General features: G+C 42.4%; 15 protein-coding genes and 1 pseudogene. All 16 read right to left on the reverse strand.

The annotated features are described in order from the left end of the window. Window positions 1-57: 57 nt before the first annotated feature. The 16 genes and pseudogenes from I592_RS09770 to rpsB all read right to left on the reverse strand — a co-directional run bounded on the left by I592_RS09770 (window position 58) and on the right by rpsB (window position 19,343). Window positions 58-2,139 carry a cation:proton antiporter gene (locus tag I592_RS09770; RefSeq protein WP_010780374.1) on the reverse strand — a complete coding sequence of 694 codons (2,082 nt, stop codon included), beginning with the start codon at window positions 2,137-2,139 and terminating at the stop codon, window positions 58-60. Between the two features lie 4 nt (window positions 2,140-2,143). After that, on the reverse strand, window positions 2,144-2,434 hold the full coding sequence (locus tag I592_RS09775) for a hypothetical protein (RefSeq protein ID WP_010780373.1): 291 nt from the start codon (window positions 2,432-2,434) through the stop codon (window positions 2,144-2,146). Window positions 2,435-2,557: 123 nt separating this feature from the next. Continuing rightward, window positions 2,558-2,905: a 30S ribosome-binding factor RbfA gene (rbfA, locus tag I592_RS09780; RefSeq protein ID WP_010780372.1), complete on the reverse strand. Its 348-nt coding sequence runs from the start codon at window positions 2,903-2,905 to the stop codon at window positions 2,558-2,560. A gap of 72 nt (window positions 2,906-2,977) precedes the next feature. Continuing rightward, entirely contained in the window at window positions 2,978-5,728 is a 2,751-nt protein-coding gene (gene infB, locus I592_RS09785; RefSeq protein ID WP_016250192.1) for a translation initiation factor IF-2, read from the reverse strand. Between the two features lie 12 nt (window positions 5,729-5,740). Continuing rightward, window positions 5,741-6,043, reverse strand: a complete 303-nt coding sequence (locus tag I592_RS09790) for a L7Ae/L30e/S12e/Gadd45 family ribosomal protein (RefSeq protein WP_044926207.1) — start codon at window positions 6,041-6,043, stop codon at window positions 5,741-5,743. Further along, complete coding sequence (rnpM, locus tag I592_RS09795; RefSeq protein ID WP_010780369.1) at window positions 6,036-6,332, reverse strand: RNase P modulator RnpM; 297 nt, start codon at window positions 6,330-6,332, stop codon at window positions 6,036-6,038. The genes I592_RS09790 and rnpM overlap by 8 nt, the downstream gene beginning before the upstream one ends. A gap of 135 nt (window positions 6,333-6,467) precedes the next feature. Then, window positions 6,468-7,569: pseudogene (gene nusA / locus I592_RS09800) on the reverse strand (transcription termination factor NusA); the annotation flags it as partial. Between the two features lie 154 nt (window positions 7,570-7,723). Next, window positions 7,724-8,197 carry a ribosome maturation factor RimP gene (rimP, locus tag I592_RS09805; RefSeq protein WP_010780367.1) on the reverse strand — a complete coding sequence of 158 codons (474 nt, stop codon included), beginning with the start codon at window positions 8,195-8,197 and terminating at the stop codon, window positions 7,724-7,726. A gap of 166 nt (window positions 8,198-8,363) precedes the next feature. Next, complete coding sequence (locus I592_RS09810) at window positions 8,364-12,707, reverse strand: PolC-type DNA polymerase III (protein WP_010780366.1); 4,344 nt, start codon at window positions 12,705-12,707, stop codon at window positions 8,364-8,366. A gap of 98 nt (window positions 12,708-12,805) precedes the next feature. Beyond that, window positions 12,806-14,074: an RIP metalloprotease RseP gene (rseP, locus tag I592_RS09815; RefSeq protein WP_010780365.1), complete on the reverse strand. Its 1,269-nt coding sequence runs from the start codon at window positions 14,072-14,074 to the stop codon at window positions 12,806-12,808. 233 nt (window positions 14,075-14,307) lie between these two features. Beyond that, complete coding sequence (locus tag I592_RS09820) at window positions 14,308-15,102, reverse strand: phosphatidate cytidylyltransferase (protein ID WP_010780364.1); 795 nt, start codon at window positions 15,100-15,102, stop codon at window positions 14,308-14,310. 75 nt (window positions 15,103-15,177) lie between these two features. Further along, entirely contained in the window at window positions 15,178-15,978 is an 801-nt protein-coding gene (locus I592_RS09825; RefSeq protein ID WP_044926529.1) for an isoprenyl transferase, read from the reverse strand. Window positions 15,979-16,171: 193 nt separating this feature from the next. Beyond that, on the reverse strand, window positions 16,172-16,729 hold the full coding sequence (gene frr, locus I592_RS09830) for a ribosome recycling factor (RefSeq protein ID WP_010780362.1): 558 nt from the start codon (window positions 16,727-16,729) through the stop codon (window positions 16,172-16,174). Window position 16,730: 1 nt separating this feature from the next. Continuing rightward, window positions 16,731-17,453: a UMP kinase gene (gene pyrH / locus I592_RS09835; protein WP_010780361.1), complete on the reverse strand. Its 723-nt coding sequence runs from the start codon at window positions 17,451-17,453 to the stop codon at window positions 16,731-16,733. A gap of 129 nt (window positions 17,454-17,582) precedes the next feature. Continuing rightward, the gene (gene tsf, locus I592_RS09840) at window positions 17,583-18,467 is read right to left on the reverse strand and encodes a translation elongation factor Ts (RefSeq protein ID WP_010780360.1); all 885 of its coding nucleotides are present in this window, start codon (window positions 18,465-18,467) and stop codon (window positions 17,583-17,585) included. A 78-nt stretch (window positions 18,468-18,545) separates the two neighbouring features. Continuing rightward, window positions 18,546-19,343 (reverse strand): 30S ribosomal protein S2, encoded by a 798-nt coding sequence (gene rpsB / locus I592_RS09845; RefSeq protein WP_010780359.1) that lies wholly within the window; start codon window positions 19,341-19,343, stop codon window positions 18,546-18,548. Window positions 19,344-19,401: the final 58 nt, after the last annotated feature.

A 19,401-nucleotide genomic window follows, 5' to 3' on the forward strand; every position in this document is an offset into this window, starting at 1 on the left:
GGATTTACTTTTCATTTGAAACGCAAAAAAACCGTCATCGCTAAATGACGGTTGAGCTTAATAATGCTTCTCTTTTGCTTTTTTCTTTTGTCGTCGACGGTTGATCGCAAAGGTAATACTTGGTTCTGAGGGCTGCTGCATCGCATAGGATTCCAACTGATTCACTTGATGGCGGTAATTATTCGCCGCAATATTGGTGATCTCATCCTCCGCCTCGAATTCATCAATGATCTTTCTCTCCAAGTAAAAGCCGCGAATCAGTTCTTTTGCGTACAATGGGTCCTGTTGGATCAAATACGTTCCGAACAACCCATGTCCGCTCACCTGATGCATCAAATTCTTTCGCTCATCAACGAAGAAATCAATCAATTCTTCGTCATACACATCTCTCAAGTTTTCCAAACTGTCTAATATTGCTTCACTATTGCGAATAAATATTTTTCTCAATGAGGAAATATCCTGGTTGTCCACGGTTTCTTTCCGCTTTTGACGCCGTTCCCAAAACATTTTCGGATGCATGATCACGCGGATGATCCGCCGCACAAAAATCAACCAAAAACTAAGCAGAGAAAGCATTTGAGTGGTCACAGATTCCGAAACATTCGAGATAAAACGAGAATACAGACGATAGGCACCCGAATCGATTTGATGTCTTCTAAAGCTTTCATCCAACCCATCCCGTTCGACGGAAATGATCAACGCTTGAATCTCCTGAAATTCTTGCTGCGCACTTTCGGGCATTGAATTATTGAAGACTTGCTGAATCCGTCCTTGATAATTCGCAATAACGGCCAACAAAGCAAAGCGTTCTTTTTCACTAAGCTTTTTCGTATCTAAGTCGCCATATAGCTCACTGGTGACTTCTCGAAGAATCAACATTAATTTTGGATCGGTAGGAGGAACGACCTCCCCTTCAGAGAGGATCGGCAACAAGATCATCCCGATGATCAAGGTCAAAAACGTCACACTTGCCGTAATGAATAGCAGCAATGATCGTTCAGGAAAATCCATGCCGTTGATAGACGTTGGTAAAATAAAAATCGTCGCAATGCTGACGGTCCCTTTTACTCCGCCAAAAGTCAGTAACAATCGATCTCTTAACTGCTCATGACTTTTCTTCCAGCCTTGTGTAAAGAAATAAAAACTACTGACAAATAAAAAACGAAGAACAAAGAGAAGTACTGTCAGCATCAATACGATTTCCAAAAGATGGAAATTTGAATAATTTCTGCTATTCCACACAGGTGAAAATACTTGTGACAGCTCAATTCCTAAAAAGATAAATACTAATGCATTCAGCATGAAGCTGATGGTGTTCCATGAAATTTCTGTTACATTGGACAACTGCGCTTCGAATAAATTGACTCGACGGAATCCCGTGGCCTGCAGTACGCCTGTCACGACCGCTGCGATGATCCCTGAAGCGTGAAACAGCTCTGCAATGAAATACGCCGCAAAGGGCAAAATCAATTCAATCAATAAATACGCCGAAACATCCTGTGCCGAAATTCGTTCAATGATCTTTATGATTTCATTTTTGATCCAAATAATCATTAATCCAACCAGCACGCCGACAATACTCGATTCCAATAAGGAAATCGACGCATCCGCGGCAGAAAACTGGCCTGTCAGCAACGCCGCCACGGCAAACTGAAAGGCGGTTACACCCGTCGCATCATTGATCAGACCCTCGCCCTCTAAGACGTGCATGACCGATTCAGGAATGTTTAGACGCTTAGCCAGCGAATTGACTGCAACAGCATCTGTTGGTCCTAACGACGCCCCAAACGCTAAACAGGCGGCAAGAGGGATCGTAGGAATAATCCCGTGCAATACATAGCCTAGACCAAACAACGTGAAAATCACGCCGCCAAATGCAAGAACCAAGATCAATTTGAAATGCTTCAAGATCGATGGGATATCTGCCGTCTCGCCTTCACGAAACAACAGCGGCGCGATGATCATTACTAAAAATACTTCTGGTTCAAAGTTGATGGAATTGCCGACTTCGGTGAAGCCAAGAATGATCCCAACAATGATCTGAATCATAAATATCGGAAAAGACGGAAAAACTTTTGCTAAAACATTCGATAAGGTTATGGCAATGGCTAAAATGATGATGATCTCAATTAAGCCCATTCACTCACCTCTTGGAACAATTCTCTTTTGCCTTGAATAATAATTTTAAAAACTCTCTTTTTTTATTGATAATACGGTCCTCAAGCTCCGTTAATTCTTTCGATTCACCATCTAATGAAAGCTGGGCCCGTTTCGTTTCCATACGTAACAATTCATGCTTCATTCGTTCCAACTTGCGTGAAGTCAAAACACTGATTCGTTTAATTTTTTGTTTCACGGCTTTACGCTCTTCCGGACTTAAATTTTCAAACTCCTTATGAAGAGCCTTCATCCGTTCTTCAAACTCTGTAGTCATTTTAGACTTTGCCTCCTTGACAATATCCAGCAAAAGGATTACTAACAAACATCATACACTGTAACAGGATTTACTCAATATTGCAAAAAAGAACCCGAAAAAATTTTCCAGGTTCTAACAAATTTATTCTTTATTTAAGTTGCGGATCATTTGATCAATTTTAGAACCGTATTCAACGGATTCGTCCAATTCAAAAAACAATTCCGGTGTCTTATAGATAGACAAAGCATGGCCCAATTCACGACGGAACAAGCCACTTGCTTTCGTCAATCCTTCTTGCGCTTTTTCTTTATCTGAAGCTTTATCAGACAATAAACTGTAATAAATCGTCGCTTGCTGCAAGTCTCCAGTGACGTGAACATCGGTGATGTTCACGTCTTGGACCCGCGGATCACGAACTTTCTTCCGTAAGACGTCATTGACTTCTTTCAGAATTTCTTGAGCGAGACGACGATCGCGATAATTTGGCATATCGATTGCTCCTTTGTTCGTTTTGTTAGTTTTCCGCTCTGCTAGGTAAAGCACGCTAGCAGAAAACAGAGATTATTTTGGTTTGATTTCTTCCATTACAAAGCCTTCAATAACATCGTCCACTTTGACATCGTTGAAGTTTTCGATCATCGCACCACATTCAAAGCCCATCTTGACTTCCTTCACGTCATCTTTGAAACGTTTCAGACTTGCAAGTTTGCCTTCAAGGATAACGATGCCGTCACGGATGATACGGACGCCGCTGTCCCGTTGGATCGAGCCTTCAGTAACGTAACAACCAGCAATGGTTCCGACTTTAGAAACTTTGTACGTTTCACGAACGGTCATTTGACCAGTGATTTTTTCTTCGTATTCAGGATCAAGCATCCCTTTCATCGCTGTTTCGATTTCTTCGATTGCTTTATAAATGATCCGGTGTAAACGAATATCTACTTCTTCAGCAGTTGCTTGTTGTTTTGCTTGCGGTGTCGGACGAACGTTAAATCCAATGATGATCGCGTTACTTGCCGCAGCTAAGGTAACATCACTTTCGTTGATGGCACCAACAGCAGAATGGACGATCTTCACACGTACGCCTTCAACATCGATTTTGTTCAATGATGCCGCTAATGCTTCAGCCGAACCTTGAACGTCTGCTTTGATGATGACGTTAACTTCTTTCAATTCGCCTTCTTTAAGGGATTCGAACAAGTTGTCTAAGGTGACGCGGGCACTGGCACTGCGATGTTCAAGCAATGCACGTTTCGCACGCTCTTCCCCTGCAGCACGAGCTGTTTTTTCGTCATCGAAGATCGCAAAACGATCGCCTGCCTGCGGAACATCGTTCAACCCAGTGATTTCCACTGGTGTCGCAGGTCCTGCAGATTTTTCACGACGACCAATATCATTTGTCATCACACGAACACGACCATACGTGTTCCCGACAACGATTGGGTCTCCGACGTTCATCGTCCCTTGTTGAACCAATAGCGTTGCAACGGGTCCTTTACCTTTATCTAGACGAGCTTCGATAACTGTTCCGATTCCGTGTTGTGTCGGATCAGCTTTCAAATCTTCCACTTCAGCAACTAACAGAATCATTTCTAATAGTTCATCGATGTTTTGGTTGAACTTCGCTGAGATCTCAACAAAGATCGTATCGCCGCCCCATGCTTCAGGAATCAATTCGTATTCGCTTAATTCTTGCATCACGTGTTGTGGGTTCGCACCTGGTTTATCGATCTTGTTCACCGCTACGATGATCGGCACTTTCGCCGCTTTCGCGTGGTTGATCGCTTCGATCGTTTGCGGCATCACACCATCATCAGCCGCAACGACTAAGATCGTGATATCGGTGATACTCGCTCCACGAGCACGCATACTTGTAAACGCCGCATGCCCTGGTGTATCCAAGAATGTGATCGGTTTTCCGTTAATATCGATTTGGTACGCTCCGATATGCTGCGTGATACCACCTGCTTCGCCGCTTGTTACGCGTGAATGACGTAATGTATCAAGCAACGTTGTTTTACCATGGTCAACGTGCCCCATGATCGTAACTACTGGTGGACGAGAGACTAGATTTTCTTCGTTTGCGTCTTCCGCATCAAAGAAACGGTCAATATCCGCAATATCAATCGTGATTTTTTCTTGGGGTTCAATCCCGTAATCAGTAGCTAACAGTTCGATCGTATCTTTATCCAATGGTTGGTTTTGATTGACCATCACACCCATCATGAATAATTTCTTGATGATCTCAGCTGGTTCGCGATAGATTTTTTTAGCGATATCCGCTACGTTCATGCCTTCTGTATATTCCAATACTTCTGGCAATTCACGGAATTTACGTGGCGGTACAGCAGGCTTGTTGCTTTGTTGCTGTTTGCCCTTTTTTCCTTTTTTGTTGAATCTGTTTTTATTACGGTTTTGATTGCCGCCAAAACTGTTGTTGCGGTTTTGGTTGCCATAGTTATTTTTATTGCGGTTTTGGTTGTTGCTTTGAGTTGATCCTGATCCGCCTTGGTTTGAACGTTGCGCTTGTCCTTGGCCTTGATTGCTGCCTTGTGCCGGACGTTGGCCTTGATTTTGACGTTGCGCATTATTTGCTCCGCCTTGTGCTGGACGTTGGCCTTGGTTTTGGCGTTGTGCGTTGTTTGCTCCGCCTTGTGCCGGACGTTGGCCTTGGTTTTGGCGTTGCGCGTTGTTTGCTCCGCCTTGTGCCGGACGTTGGCCTTGATTTTGACGTTGTGCATTATTTGCTCCGCCTTGTGCTGGACGTTGGCCTTGGTTTTGGCGTTGTGCATTGTTCGCATTACCTTGTGCCGGACGTTGGCCTTGGTTTTGGCGTTGTGCGTTGTTTGCTCCGCCTTGTGCTGGGCGTTGGCCTTGGTTTTGGCGTTGTGCGTTGTTGTTCCCACTGCCTTGCGCTGGACGTTGATGTCCTTGGTTTTGACGCTGCGCATTGTTTGTATTGCTTTGAGTTGGACGTTGTTGTCCTTGGTTTGAACGGTTTACGTTCGCTGAGTTGTTCTGTCTATTATTTTGTGTCAAGTCTTTATTCCCTTTTCTATTCTGGAAATTTGGGTTGTTCTTCGAGCTCTTTCCATGGAATTTTGGTTTTTCGTGCTGGTTAGCTGATGGTTTTGCTTGAGTAGTTGGTTTCGGCTTGCTAGAAAAAGCTTGTTTCAATTTTGATTCATCATCCCCGGATAATGAACCCATATGATTATTCACATCAATCCCTAAAGTTTGTGCCTTTTCTACAACATCCTTACTCGATTGATTCACTTCTTTGGCAAATTCGTATACTCTCTTTTTTCCCATGCAATCACCTTCCTAACCTGTTATTAACGTCATAATTTTGTTGGCGAACCCTTGGTCTAAAACCCCGATAACTTTGCGAGGTTTGCCAATCGCACCTAAAATCTCTCCTTGCGTAAATTCGACAACATATGCCGCTTGATAGTACTTACTTTTATCTGATACTTTCTTTTGAGTATTTTCACTCGCATCAGTGGTAACAATCACGAGAGCCACTTTGTGTTTCCGGATCTCATTGATTGTCATTTCTTCTCCTGTGATCAGTTTGCCTGCACGCATTGCAAGGCCTAACATGTTCAAGGCCTTCTGTTTATTCATTGCCGAAGAGCTCTTTTCTGGCTTTTTGGTGTTTCACATAATCAAGCAATTCTTGATAAAAATCATCACTCAATTCGGTTCCCAATGTCCGATCTAAGATGTGCTTTTTCCACGCTTCCTCGACTTCCGCCGGTTCTAACGCAACGTAGGCACCTCGTCCCGGTTTTTTGCCGGAAGGATCAATCGAAACTTCTCCTTCTTTGGACTTGGCGATACGAATCAATTCTTTTTTGGGGAACATTTCACCGGATACAACCGATTTTCGCAAAGGAACTTTTCTTTTTTTCATTTGCTGTCCTCCTAATGAATTATTGGTCCGTTTGATCGGAAGGGATATTTTCTTCGTCTTCGATCATGTCATCGACTGTAACTTCCGCTTCTGATTCGATGTCTTCTACTTCCGTTTCGATTGCTTCCACTTCAGAAGTGATTTCTTCTACCTCAGTTACGATTTCTTCTACTTCTGTTTCGTCATAGTTTGCATAAAATTCTTCCATGTCCGATTCAGATTTGATATCAATCTTATGAGCGGTCAACTTAGCAGCAAGACGCGCATTCTGACCGCGCTTACCGATAGCCAATGACAATTGGTAATCCGGAACTACGACGGTACAAACTTTTGGATTGTCGATATCAAAGATGACATCTTCAACTTGCGCTGGATTTAAAGAGTTTGCGATAAATACCGCTGGGTCTTCATTCCATTCAACAATATCCATATTCTCGCCTTTTAATTCATTTACAATAGCTTGAACACGTTGTCCTTTTGGCCCAACACAGGTTCCGACTGGATCAATGTTAGGGTCCGTAGAACGAACAGCCACTTTTGCACGATCTCCAGCTTCGCGTGCGATGCTGACGATCTCCACGATTCCATCATAAACTTCAGGGATCTCTTGTTCAAATAAACGACGCAGTAAATCTGGATGACTACGGCTTACAAAAACTTGCGGTCCTTTTGATGTATTTTCTACACGAGAAACATACACTTTGATACGGTCATGTGGTTTGTAATGTTCATTCGGCATTTGATCTTGCTTTGAAAGAACAGCTTCGATCTTCCCTAAATTCACATAGATGTAACGATTGTCTTGACGTTCTACTACACCTTGCATAATATCTTTTTCATAGGCGCTGTACTCGTTATAGATAATGCTGCGTTCTGCTTCACGAACACGTTGCAAGATTACTTGCTTGGCTGTTTGAGCAGCAATTCGACCGAAGTCTTTGGGTGTTACTTCAAAACGGATCGTATCACCGATTTCATACGCTGGGTTGATTTCCATCGCATCTTTCAGTGAAACTTCCAATTGTGAATCCATTACTTCTTCCGTAACTTCTTTCACGGCATAAACATGAATGTCTCCCTTTTTTTCGTTGAATTCCACTTCAACGTTTTGAGATTGACCATAATGACGTTTGTAAGCAGATACTAATGCTGCTTCCAACGCGTCGATCACGATTTCCTTCGAAACACCTTTTTCTGCTTCTAGAGTATCCAACGCATTCAGCATTTCTTTACTCATTTTAACTTTCCTCCTACTAATATATCTATTCTTAAAATTCGCTATACATATTATTTAGTTCGCTTACTAAATATAAAGGCTAGCTCGTTAATAACGTATGGATTTTTCTAACGTAAAAATTCCAGAGAATCTCGTACGCATACCATTTTATTAATTAAAATTCGATCGCAAAACGGGCTTTCGCGATATTTTTCCGCTCAAAGACCATGTCTTTGGTGCGCGTTTTAATTTTCACTGTCAATGTCAATTCATCTTCAGTCAATTCCTTTAAAAAGCCTTGATACTGCTTTTCTCCATCAATATTTTGATAAAGGGAAACATTGATGTATTGTCCCATCGCGTTTTGGTAATCTTCTTCTTTTTTCAATGGACGTTCGGCCCCTGGCGAAGAAACCTCTAAAAAATAAGCTTGAGGGATTGGATCAGGATCGATCGAATCTAATTTATCGCTGAGTTTTTCACTGACGAAGGCACATTCTTCAATGTCAATACCGCCCTCTTTATCAATAAATACTCTTAAAAACCAGCTTTTTCCTTCTTTAATAAACTCTACTTCGACTAGTTCGAAGTTTTGTTCATCCAAAATTGGTGTTACTAAGTCAGTCACTGTTTCGACTACACTGCTCAAACTGTCAGCCTCCTTTAATCCATTAAAAAGAGTGAGCGAAAAATCCGCTCACTCACCATCAGTCTATGATTACATTGTTATAGTAGCATAAATCTACTGAAAATTCAACCGCATCATTTTCATGCTGGAATTTTCTTTCATTCGAAGGTTGAATTTATCTTTTTCTTTACATATCGAACAATGAAAGCTGATTCTCATCAGGCAAATCTTTCAATACACCATGAGTATCCATGTATTCGATCAATGTTTTGGATACCTTCCCGCGCGAGGCTAAATCTTCTTTAGAGAGGAAAATGCCATCCTTACGAGCTTCAACGATTTGTTTTGCCACGTTCAGACCAAGACCAGGCACAGCACGGAACGGTGCGATCAAGGTATCCCCGTCAATGACAAAATCTTGAGCATCTGATTTATACAGGTCGATCATGCCAAAATGGAAGTCCCGCTCTAGCATCTCGTTGCATAATTCCAAGACAGTCAATTGGTTCTTTTCTTTCGTTGACGCATCCATTCCTTTGTCAGTGATAGCTTTCATCGCCGCTTTGACTGCATCTTTCCCTTTTGCCATCGCAACGAGATCGAAATCGTCCGCACGAACAGAAAAATATGCACAATAATAAAGGATCGGATAATAGACTTTGAAATAAGCAACCCGCAGCGCCATCAGTACATAGGCGGCCGCATGGGCTTTCGGGAACATATACTTGATCTTCGAACAGGAATCAATATACCAGTCCGGCACATTGTTCTCTTTCATCGCTGTCAGATAGGTCTCACGAAGTTCGTCGTCAATTTTATTCCATTGCCCTTTACGTACTGTTTCCATGATCTTGAAGGCCATTCCGCTATCAAGTCCTGCATGGATTAAATAAACCATGATATCGTCACGACAGCCGATAACTTCTGCCAAGTTGGCTTCGCCGCGGCTGATCAATTCTTCAGCGTTTCCTAACCAAACGTCCGTACCATGAGACAACCCAGAAATCTGCAATAACTCAGCAAACGTCGTTGGTCCCGTTTCTTCTAACATTCCCCGAACGAAACGTGTTCCAAACTCAGGAATACCTAGTGTCCCGGTTTTAGAGTAAATCTGATCAGATTCAACACCCAAGACTTGCGGGCCAGCAAAAATCTTCATTACTTCAGGATCGTCTGTCGGGATCGTTTTCGGATCAATACCTGATAATTCTTGCAGCATCCGAATAACCGTTGGGTCATCGTGGCCCAGGATATCAAGCTTCAATACATTGTCATGGATCGAGTGGAAGTCAAAGTGTGTCGTCTTCCATTCTGAATTCCGATCATCCGCCGGGTATTGGATCGGTGTAAAATCATACACATCCATATAATCCGGAATTACGATGATCCCGCCCGGATGCTGACCTGTCGTACGTTTGACGCCTGTAGCGCCTTTTGCCAACCGATCAACCTCCGCATTCCGAAAATGCAAATTGTGATCTCGTTCATACCCTTTAACAAATCCAAAGGCTGTTTTATCAGCGACCGTACCGATCGTACCTGCACGATACACATACTCTTCCCCAAACAGAACTTTCGTGTAGTTATGGGCCTCAGGTTGATAATCACCTGAGAAGTTCAAATCAATATCGGGAACTTTATCTCCATGGAAACCTAAGAATGTTTCAAAAGGAATATCATGGCCGTCTTTATTCAAGCGCGCGCCACACTTCGGACACGCCTTTTCAGGCATATCGAAGCCGGACCCGTAAGAACCATCCTCAAAGAATTCAGAGTATTGGCATTCAGGGCAATAATAATGAGGCGGCAAAGGATTCACCTCAGTAATCCCTGTCATGGTCGCCACAAAACTAGAGCCCACGGAACCACGAGAACCAACTAAGTACCCATCCGCATTACTCTTATGAACCAATTTTTGAGCGATCAAATAGATAACCGAAAACCCGTTTCCAATGATCGAAGTCAATTCTTTTTCCAACCGTTTTTCAATGATCTCTGGCAACGGATCACCGTACAATTCCCGCGCACGGTCATAACTTAATTTTTTGATTTCTTCTTCCGAACCAGGGATCTTCGGTGTATATAGATCGTCCTTAACTGGAACAATCTCTTCGCAGGTGTCTACGATGGCGTTGGGTCCATCAACGACGATTTCTTTGGCTAATTGAGGACCTAAGAAACTAAACGCCTGCAGCATTTCATCCGTCGTTCGGAAATGGACATCCGGTAAGCTATGACGATTCAGCGGGTTTGCGCCCCCCATCGAACTAATCAAGATTTTCCGATAGATCGCATCTTCTTTATTCAAGTAATGGACATCCCCTGTTGCCACGACCGTCTTATTAAGATCTTTTCCGATTTGGATCAAATTCCGCAAGATATCTTCTAAGTCCGCTTCATTTTTCACCAGTTCCTGTTCAATCAACGGTGCGTAAACTGCTTTGGGCATAACTTCAATATAATCGTAGAATGCCGCGCGGTTTTTCGCCTCTTCGACTCCCTTTTGCATCATTGCTTCAAAGATCTCTCCTTGCGAGCAAGCAGACCCTATCAATAAATTTTCTCGTAATTTATTTAATTGAGAGCGTGGAATTCTCGGTACCCGTTCAAAATATTCGATGTTGGACATAGAGATCAATTTGAATAGGTCTTTCAATCCTGCTTGATTTTTTGCCAAAATCGTCGCATGGAAAGGACGGGCGCGTTTGTAAGAATCGCCTTCCCCAACATGGTCGTTCAATTGATCATGATAAGTCATCTCATGCTTCTCAATCGCTTCTTTGACAAAGATCCATGCTAAATGGCCTGTCGCCTCCGCATCATACACTGCTCGGTGATGTTGCTCCAGATTCACACCAAATTTCTTTGTTAGAACCCCTAAACCGAAACGCTTAAATTCAGGATATAAGAAACGTGCCAGCTCTAACGTGTCAATAACTGGATTTGGTGTTTCCGGCATATCATGACGAACATACGTCGTGTTGATAAAGCCGATATCGAAGGTTGCGTTATGGGCGACTAAAATCGCACCCTCACAGAACTTTTCAAACAATTCCATGACTTCTTTTTCTGGCTTAGACCCTCGAACCATTTCGTCCGTGATCCCCGTCAAGTTGATGGTCGTTTCTGACAACGGATGTCCTGGATCAATGAATTCCTCAAAGGTCTCAACGACATTTCCTTTGTGCATTTTGACAGCGGCTAACTCGATGATCGTATCGTAGACGGCAGACAACCCGGTGGTTTCTACGTCGAATACGACATAGGTGGCATCCGTTAATGATTCGTGTGCATCATTATAAGCAATCGGAACACCGTCAGATACGACATTAGCTTCCACGCCGTAAAGAATCTTTACGCCTGCTTTTTTCCCTGCCGCATGGGCATCTGGGAAAGACTGCGCGCCCCCATGATCGGTGATGGCGATTGCTCGATGTCCCCATTTTCCTGCTTGAGCGACTAAATCGCTGGCGCTGTTGATGGCATCCATGGTGCTCATATTGGTATGCAAATGCAATTCTGATCGTTTTTCAGTTGCCGTATCTTGACGTTCAGGATGCTTCACTTCCTGGATATCCTGCGCATTCATAACGAGGTCACGCATAAACGTGTCCTCTTGCACACTTCCTCGAACACGAATCCAGCTCTTATTAGCGATTGCCTCAAAGATCGCCTCGTCTTTCTCACCATTAGAGAATTTTTTCACCACAAAAGAAGAGGTGTAGTCTGTCATTTTCAAAATCAAGATTTTACGTTTTGAGCGTAATTCACGAACTTCTTTATCGAAAATAAACCCTTCAATAGTAATGCGGCGTTCTTCTTCAATAATGTTGCCCATTGGTGTAATTGCTTCGTCTGAGGGAATGTTGCGCCCCATTTGGATCGGACCGTCAAAATGAGCGGCTTGTTCCTTCTGTTCTTTTTTCTTTGATTCATATTGCGCTAAGCTGGCTGCCGCTTGTTCTTGCATGGCTTGGGCCTGCTCTTGTTTTCGTACTTCAAATTCCTGTAACTTCTTATCTGCCTGTTCTTTATCTACTTCTGGATCTACCCGCAGATGTGGGAATCCATAAGAAACTAGATTTTCTTCAATCAATGGCAAATATTGCTGTCTCAAAAATGGAATAACGGTTTCGTTATCTATCAATAAAACGATCCGTTTTCCTTGGATCAACGGCAAGGGCTTGCTCAATACCTGCTTCACTAGCGGGGTATCGCAATCCTGTTCTCCTAAGGCCAATTGCCAATAATTCTGCAACAGTTCCTCTTCAAACTGATTTTCTTCCGGAACAATATGTACTTTCACTTTCGCTATAGATTGAAAGGCAAGTTGCAGCTTTTGATAGAACGTATAAAATAGCTTTGCTGGTAGAATTTGCGGTGTCTGGATGAAAAACTCCCACACACGAGACTTTTCGTGAACGATCACTTCCTTAATCTCTGACGCTTGGATCATTGGGTGTTGCTGATCCGACTCTGCCAATTCAATTTGTCGTAGTAAATTTTCAAATAATTCACGATTTTTAGACAAAAGGACATCTCCTTCACTTTTTCAAGTATGTTTCAGTATACCTGTTTTTTTTTATGATTGCATTAGAAAAAGGATCGAAAAAATTTCGATCCTTTCATTTAAAAAAAGAAACGTTGAATGTCATTCCATGTGACCAAAATCATCAAAAGCATAATAAACCCAAAGCCGATCATGGTGATCAGTCCTTCTTTGTCTGGATCGAGTGGTTTCCCTCGAAGTCCCTCAATGATATTCAGGAGGATCTTCCCGCCATCGAAAGCTGGGATCGGCAGCAAGTTGACGATACCCAAATTGACTGAAAGCAGCGCCATTAAGTAAATGACTGTTTTAACTCCGGCACGTGACGCTTCTGCTGACATTTGATACATCATCACAGGTCCGCCAAGCTTATCCAGACTAAAACCAGTAAAAAGTGAGCCTAGAGCGCCAAAAATACGCTTCATTAAATCCCAAGATTGAGTGAATCCGCCAACGATCTTATCGCCAACCCCAGTCTTCATGAAGGGGCTCACACCGATCTGACCGACCTTTTGTCCATTACTCTCTACACTTTTCGGTGTCATATGCACGGTTTTTTCTTTGCCGTCTTGTTCAATGACAACAGCCAACTCTTTTCCTGGTTTTTTCGTGACAGTGTCCGTCAGATCATCCCAAGAAGAAATCTTTTTGCCGTCCACAGATACGATCGCATCGTGATCTTTTACCCCGGCAACAGCTGCGGGGCTGTCTGCCTGAACCGTCCCGATTTGGTTAGTGCTATAGTCAGCCACGCCGCCTTGTAAAAAGGCCAATACAATAAACAACAGGATCGTCAAAATGAAATTATTCATTGGTCCTGCAAAATTGGTCAAAATACGCGAGCCTAATTTCGCTGATTGAAATTGAACATCTCTCGGAGCGATCCGAACTTCTGTCCCATTTTCTTCAATGACTGTCGCATCATGTTGCACCTGGTACGTAGTCTCTCGGCTTTCATCACCATTGATGTAGCCTTTGATCGTCAAATCATCCACCAAATCGGCTGAAATAAGCTCCATCGGGATGCTGTTAGGCAATTGGATCTTTTTGCTGACGTTGATTCGTTTTACTTCGTTTTTCGGTGTCAGCTCAACCGATAACGGCATACCCGGACTTAATTCAGTCTCTTCGTCTTCCAGTCCAGCCATTCGTACGTATCCGCCAATTGGCAATAAACGCAATGTATAAGTGGTCCCGTCTTTTCCCATATGAGCAATCAGTTTTGGTCCCATACCGATTGAAAATTCTCGAACTAAAATACCTGAACGTTTCGCAAAGAAAAAATGTCCAAATTCGTGAACGATCACCAGGACACCAAAAACGATTAAAAATGTAATAATCGTACGCATAATTTTCCTACCTTCACTAGTTTCTTAGAAATAGTTTATCATAGTCTGTCAAAAAGATATTCCTTTCCCGATCATTTCATAGAAAATTTAAAAAAAGTCCGTGAATAACTCAAGACTTGCTTATCAAATCATCTACAGCTTTTTATTTTTTGCCTTGCGGGATTATTAACAACTGAGCTTCTTTGAATCGTTTCATATATTCAAGCACGAAAAAAAAAGCGTCTCCGCTCTTTTTAAAATACCCCTAATAAGTGCATCATCGGAAAAACAAACAACATGCTGTCGAACCGGTCTAAAATTCCACCGTGTCCTGGCAAGATGTTTCCTGAGTCTTTTACTCCGTAATGACGTTTGATCGCTGATTCAACAAGATCGCCAAATTGACCCACAACTGAGAATACAATTGTAAAGAGGATCATCGTCACTAAATTGTGCTGGAATATATTTGGTTGGACTAAAAAGAAAACAACAGCGACGACCACTGCGCTGGCAATCCCTCCAAGCGCGCCTTCAATCGTCTTGTTTGGTGAAATATCCGGCCAAAGTTTATGCTTTCCTATTTGGCGTCCTACCATATATGCCCCAATATCTGTTGCCCAAACAACAAAGAATGCGAAAAGCAGAATAGGCAGACCATCCGCACGAGCCGTGACTAGATTCTGAAACCCAACACCTACATATAAACTAGCGACGACCGGAAAACCCGCTTCATCGATCGTGTAGGTATTTTTAGACACAACAGAAAATCCTAGGATAATCATCACTGTTAAATAAAATAATAAAAAGTTGCTGTTAGAACCACTTAAAAATGGCATCCAGCGTTCCGCTGGTAAAACTAAAAAGACTGCGCCTAAAATAGAAAGTACTCCTTCAAAACTTAGGATCGCAAGACCCTTCATTCGAAATAGCTCATAGACACCTACCCCAGCTAGTACTGCTGCCGCTAATTCTACGGCGATCCCGCCAACGTACAAGATCGGTATAAAGATCGCTAATGCGACGACCGCTGTAATGACTCGCTGTCTCATTGTTCATCCCCCTTGTTTCTATTAAAATAATAATTTTTTTGCCACGGTACCTTCTTCAGCTAAAGAGCTGAATGATCACGTGGTACGAATATCCTTATTCAATCCGCCAAAACGACGATTTCTTTGCTGAAAGGAAGCGATCGCTGCCTCTAAATGGTCGCCATCAAAATCTGGCCATAGTGCTTTTGTGAAGTACAATTCGCTATACGCCAACTGCCACAATAAAAAGTTGCTGATCCGCTCTTCACCGCTTGTTCGAACAACCAGCTCGGGATCTCTTAATTCTTTTGGCAGAAAACCGGTCATTAGATGTTCGCCTACGACATCATCATCAATGGTTTCGATGTCCAATTCATCCTCTTTGACCTCATTTGCCATCTGTTTAATTGCCGTAATGATCTCCGCGCGGCTCCCATAATTCAAGGCAAAATTTAAAACAAGCCCGTCGTTTTGCGCAGTTTGTTCGATGGCACGCTTCACTGCGTCTTGCGTATGTGAAGGCAAGTATTCTTCGTAGCCCATTACGTGGACTTGGACATTTTCTTCGATTAATTCTGGCACAAATGTATCAAAAAAATCTACCGGCAGCTGCATCAAAAAGCTCACTTCTTCTTCAGGACGTTTCCAATTTTCCGTTGAAAAAGCATAGAGTGTCAAAACCTTTACACCCAACCGATTGGCATGCTTTGTAATTTTTTTTACTGTTTCCATACCCTCTTTATGACCAGCGATCCGCGGCAAACGGCGGTTTTGCGCCCATCGGCCATTGCCGTCCATGATAACCGCAATGTGTTTTGGGACAGCTCCTTCTGGATCGAAAACGAAGGACGATTCCTCTGGTGTGTATTTTTGCTTTTGTGGAAAAAATCGTAACACCATGTTTTTTTCCTCCTTTATTGAGTTAACAAATTAAAAATACTTTTGAAAAGTCATCTGCCATTATAACAATAAAATGCGGGTATTCCTATGAAAATTAAATACCTTTAGGGTTTTTCAATGAATTTCCAACTAGTTATCTGTCTATGTACACAACAAAAACCTGAAGAAAGACTCTTCAGGTTTTTGAGAATTAAACTTCTAACAATTCTTTTTCTTTTTCAGCCACGATTGAATCGATCGCTTTGATGTTGTCATCCGTCAACGCTTGGATGTCTTTTTCAACACTGCGCAAATCGTCTTCTGTCAAATCGCCATTTTTTTGTTGCTTTTTGTACTCATCCATCGCATCACGACGAATGTTACGAACAGCGACTTTCGCACCTTCAGACTCTTTCTTTACTTCTTTTGCTAATTCTTTACGACGTTCTTCCGTTAATTGTGGAATCACTAGACGAAGAACATTTCCGTCATTCGCTGGATTTAAGCCAATATCGCTCGCCATGATCGCTTTCTCCACGTCAGTGATCATATTTTTGTCAAATGGTGTCACCATTAAGACGCGGGCTTCTGGAATCGTGATGGAAGCCATTTGGTTCACAGGTGTCGGCACACCATAATAATCAACAGTGATGCGATCAAGTAGGCTTGCGTTCGCGCGTCCTGCACGGATTTGACCTAATTGACGTTGCAAGGCTTCTTGTGCCTTTTTCATTTTGTCTTTTGCTGCGTTCATTACTTCATCTGCCATGCTATTTCCCCCTCACAGTCGTACCGATGTTTTCACCGAGTACAACACGTTTAATATTTCCTGGTTCATTCAAATTAAAGACAACAAGCGGAATATCATTGTCCATGCTTAACGAGCTAGCGGTTGAATCCATCACTTGTAAGCCTTTAGAAATGACATCCAAATGCGTCAATTCTTCAAATTTCACTGCATTCTCATCAAGTTTTGGATCAGCTGAATAAACACCATCGACATTATTTTTTGCCATCAAGATGACGTCAGCATTGACTTCTGCTGCTCTCAATGCCGCAGTTGTATCCGTTGAGAAGTAAGGATTCCCCGTTCCACCTGCAAAGATCACGATCCGGCCTTTTTCAAGGTGGCGTTCTGCTTTACGGCGAATATATGGTTCTGCGATCTGACGCATTTCAATCGATGTTTGAACACGAGTCGGTACGTCAATATTTTCCAATGCATCCTGCAAAGCTAATGCATTCATTACAGTCGCTAACATTCCCATATAATCTGCTTGTGCACGTTCCATTCCCATTTGGGCACCAATCTGTCCACGCCAAATGTTTCCGCCGCCGACGATGATGGCCATCTCGATTCCTAGATCATGAACTTCTTTGATTTCTTCAACGATTTCCTTGATCACGGGTGGATTGATCCCAAATTTTTCATCCCCTGCTAAGGCTTCTCCACTTAGTTTCAATACTACACGTTTATACTTTGGTTCATTCATCTCAATACCTCCACTGTCACTCTAATGATATTTTAGCATACTCTGTCTTTGAAGCGAGCCAAATTTGAATTTGCTTAAAAAAAGGGAGCGCACATCGTTCGTGCGTTCCCGACTGTTTTAAAAACAGAATTATTTTTTGATTTGGTTCATAACTTCTTCAACAAAGTTATCTTCGCGTTTTTCGATACCTTCGCCAACTTCGAAACGAACGAAGCTTTCAACTGTCGCACCTTTAGAAGATACATATTTTTCAACAGTCATGTCAGGATCTTTAACGAATGGTTGGTCAACCAAAGCGATTTCTGCTTTGAATTTGTTCAAACGGCCAATCACCATTTTTTCAACGATGTTTGCTGGTTTGCCTTCATTCAATGCTTGTTCAGTTAAAACAGCTTTTTCGTGTTCTAATTCTGAATCAGGGATTTGGCTTTCGTTTACATAACGAGGGTTGATTGCAGCAACGTGCATCGCAACGTCTTTTGCAACAGATTCGTCAGTTGTACCGTTTAATAGAGCTAAAACAGCAATACGTCCGCCCATGTGTAAATAGCCGCCAAATGCTGCGTTATCGTCTTTTTCAACAACTTCAAAACGACGGAAGTTGATTCTTTCACCGATTACTTGTGTTGCTTCGATTAGAGCAGCTTCTAACGTTTCGCCTTTAGCGTTTGTTAATTTCATTGCTGCATCCATGTCAGCTGGTTTGTGTTCAGCAACTAATGCTGCGATTTCTTTCACTAGGTCTTGGAACATTTCATTTTTAGAAACGAAGTCTGTTTCAGAGTTCACTTCTACGATTGCAGCAGTATTTCCGTGGATCGCAACTGAAGCCAAACCTTCAGCGGCAATACGGTCATTTTTCTTCGCTGCTTTAGCCATACCTTTTTCACGTAAAAGATCAACAGCTTTTTCAATGTCGCCTTCTACTTCTACTAATGCACGTTTTGCATCCATCATACCTACGCCGGTCATGTCGCGTAGTTCTTTTACCATTTTAGCTGTTACGTCTGCCATTTTAAGGGCCTCCTTAGTTTTTCTAAAAAAGCTGCTTCAAAGGAATATATTTACTTTGAAGCAGCATATGCTACGAAATTATTCAGCTGATTCAGTAGAAGCGTTGTCGCCTTCCACTACATCAACGATTTCTTCGATTGAAGTGGCTTGTCCGCCATCTTCAGCTACGAAGTCTTCTTCAGCTACTTGATCTTCACCTTGGTTACCTTCGATGAACGCATCAGCCATTTTAGCAGTGATCAATTTCACGGCACGAATCGCATCATCGTTTGAAGGGATTACTACGTCGATTTCATCTGGGTCGCAGTTTGTATCAACCATAGCAACGATTGGAATGTTTAATTTGTGTGCTTCTTGAACAGCGATACGTTCTTTACGAGGATCAACGATATACATAACATCAGGGATGCGAGGCATATCAGCGATACCGCCTAAGAATTTTTCTAAACGTTCACGTTCTTTATTCAAACCGACAACTTCTTTTTTAGGCAATACTTCAAAAGTACCGTCTTGTTCCATTGCATTGATTTGTTTCAAACGAGCAATACGTTTTTGGATAGTGTCCCAGTTAGTTAAAGTTCCGCCTAACCAACGGTGGTTTACATAGTATTGACCAGCGCGGACAGCTTCTTCTTTGATTGCTTCTTGAGCTTGTTTTTTTGTACCTACGAACAATGCAACGCCGCCGTCTTCAGCAACATCTTTCATGTAGTCGTAAGCTGCATCTACTAATTTGACTGTTTTTTGCAAGTCAATGATGTAGATTCCGTTTCTTTCTGTGAAGATATATTTCTTCATTTTTGGGTTCCAGCGACGTGTTTGGTGACCAAAGTGTACGCCGGCTTCTAGTAATTGTTTCATAGACAATACTGACATTTGTGTTTCCTCCAATTGGTTTTTTGTTTTCCTCTCCTGCTCTCTTCTTTATAAGGAA

Source organism: Enterococcus gilvus ATCC BAA-350, assembly GCF_000407545.1.
Lineage (GTDB): Bacteria > Bacillota > Bacilli > Lactobacillales > Enterococcaceae > Enterococcus_A > Enterococcus_A gilvus.

Coding starts and splice junctions, on each gene's coding strand:
- I592_RS09770 (WP_010780374.1), bottom strand. CDS start 2,139: ATGGGCTTAATTGAGATCATCATCATTTTAGCCATTGCCATAACCTTA.
- I592_RS09775 (WP_010780373.1), bottom strand. CDS start 2,434: ATGACTACAGAGTTTGAAGAACGGATGAAGGCTCTTCATAAGGAGTTT.
- rbfA (WP_010780372.1), bottom strand. CDS start 2,905: ATGCCAAATTATCGCGATCGTCGTCTCGCTCAAGAAATTCTGAAAGAA.
- infB (WP_016250192.1), bottom strand. CDS start 5,728: ATGGGAAAAAAGAGAGTATACGAATTTGCCAAAGAAGTGAATCAATCG.
- I592_RS09790 (WP_044926207.1), bottom strand. CDS start 6,043: ATGAATAAACAGAAGGCCTTGAACATGTTAGGCCTTGCAATGCGTGCA.
- rnpM (WP_010780369.1), bottom strand. CDS start 6,332: ATGAAAAAAAGAAAAGTTCCTTTGCGAAAATCGGTTGTATCCGGTGAA.
- rseP (WP_010780365.1), bottom strand. CDS start 14,074: ATGCGTACGATTATTACATTTTTAATCGTTTTTGGTGTCCTGGTGATC.
- I592_RS09820 (WP_010780364.1), bottom strand. CDS start 15,102: ATGAGACAGCGAGTCATTACAGCGGTCGTCGCATTAGCGATCTTTATA.
- frr (WP_010780362.1), bottom strand. CDS start 16,729: ATGGCAGATGAAGTAATGAACGCAGCAAAAGACAAAATGAAAAAGGCA.
- pyrH (WP_010780361.1), bottom strand. CDS start 17,453: ATGAATGAACCAAAGTATAAACGTGTAGTATTGAAACTAAGTGGAGAA.
- tsf (WP_010780360.1), bottom strand. CDS start 18,467: ATGGCAGACGTAACAGCTAAAATGGTAAAAGAACTACGCGACATGACC.
- rpsB (WP_010780359.1), bottom strand. CDS start 19,343: ATGTCAGTATTGTCTATGAAACAATTACTAGAAGCCGGCGTACACTTT.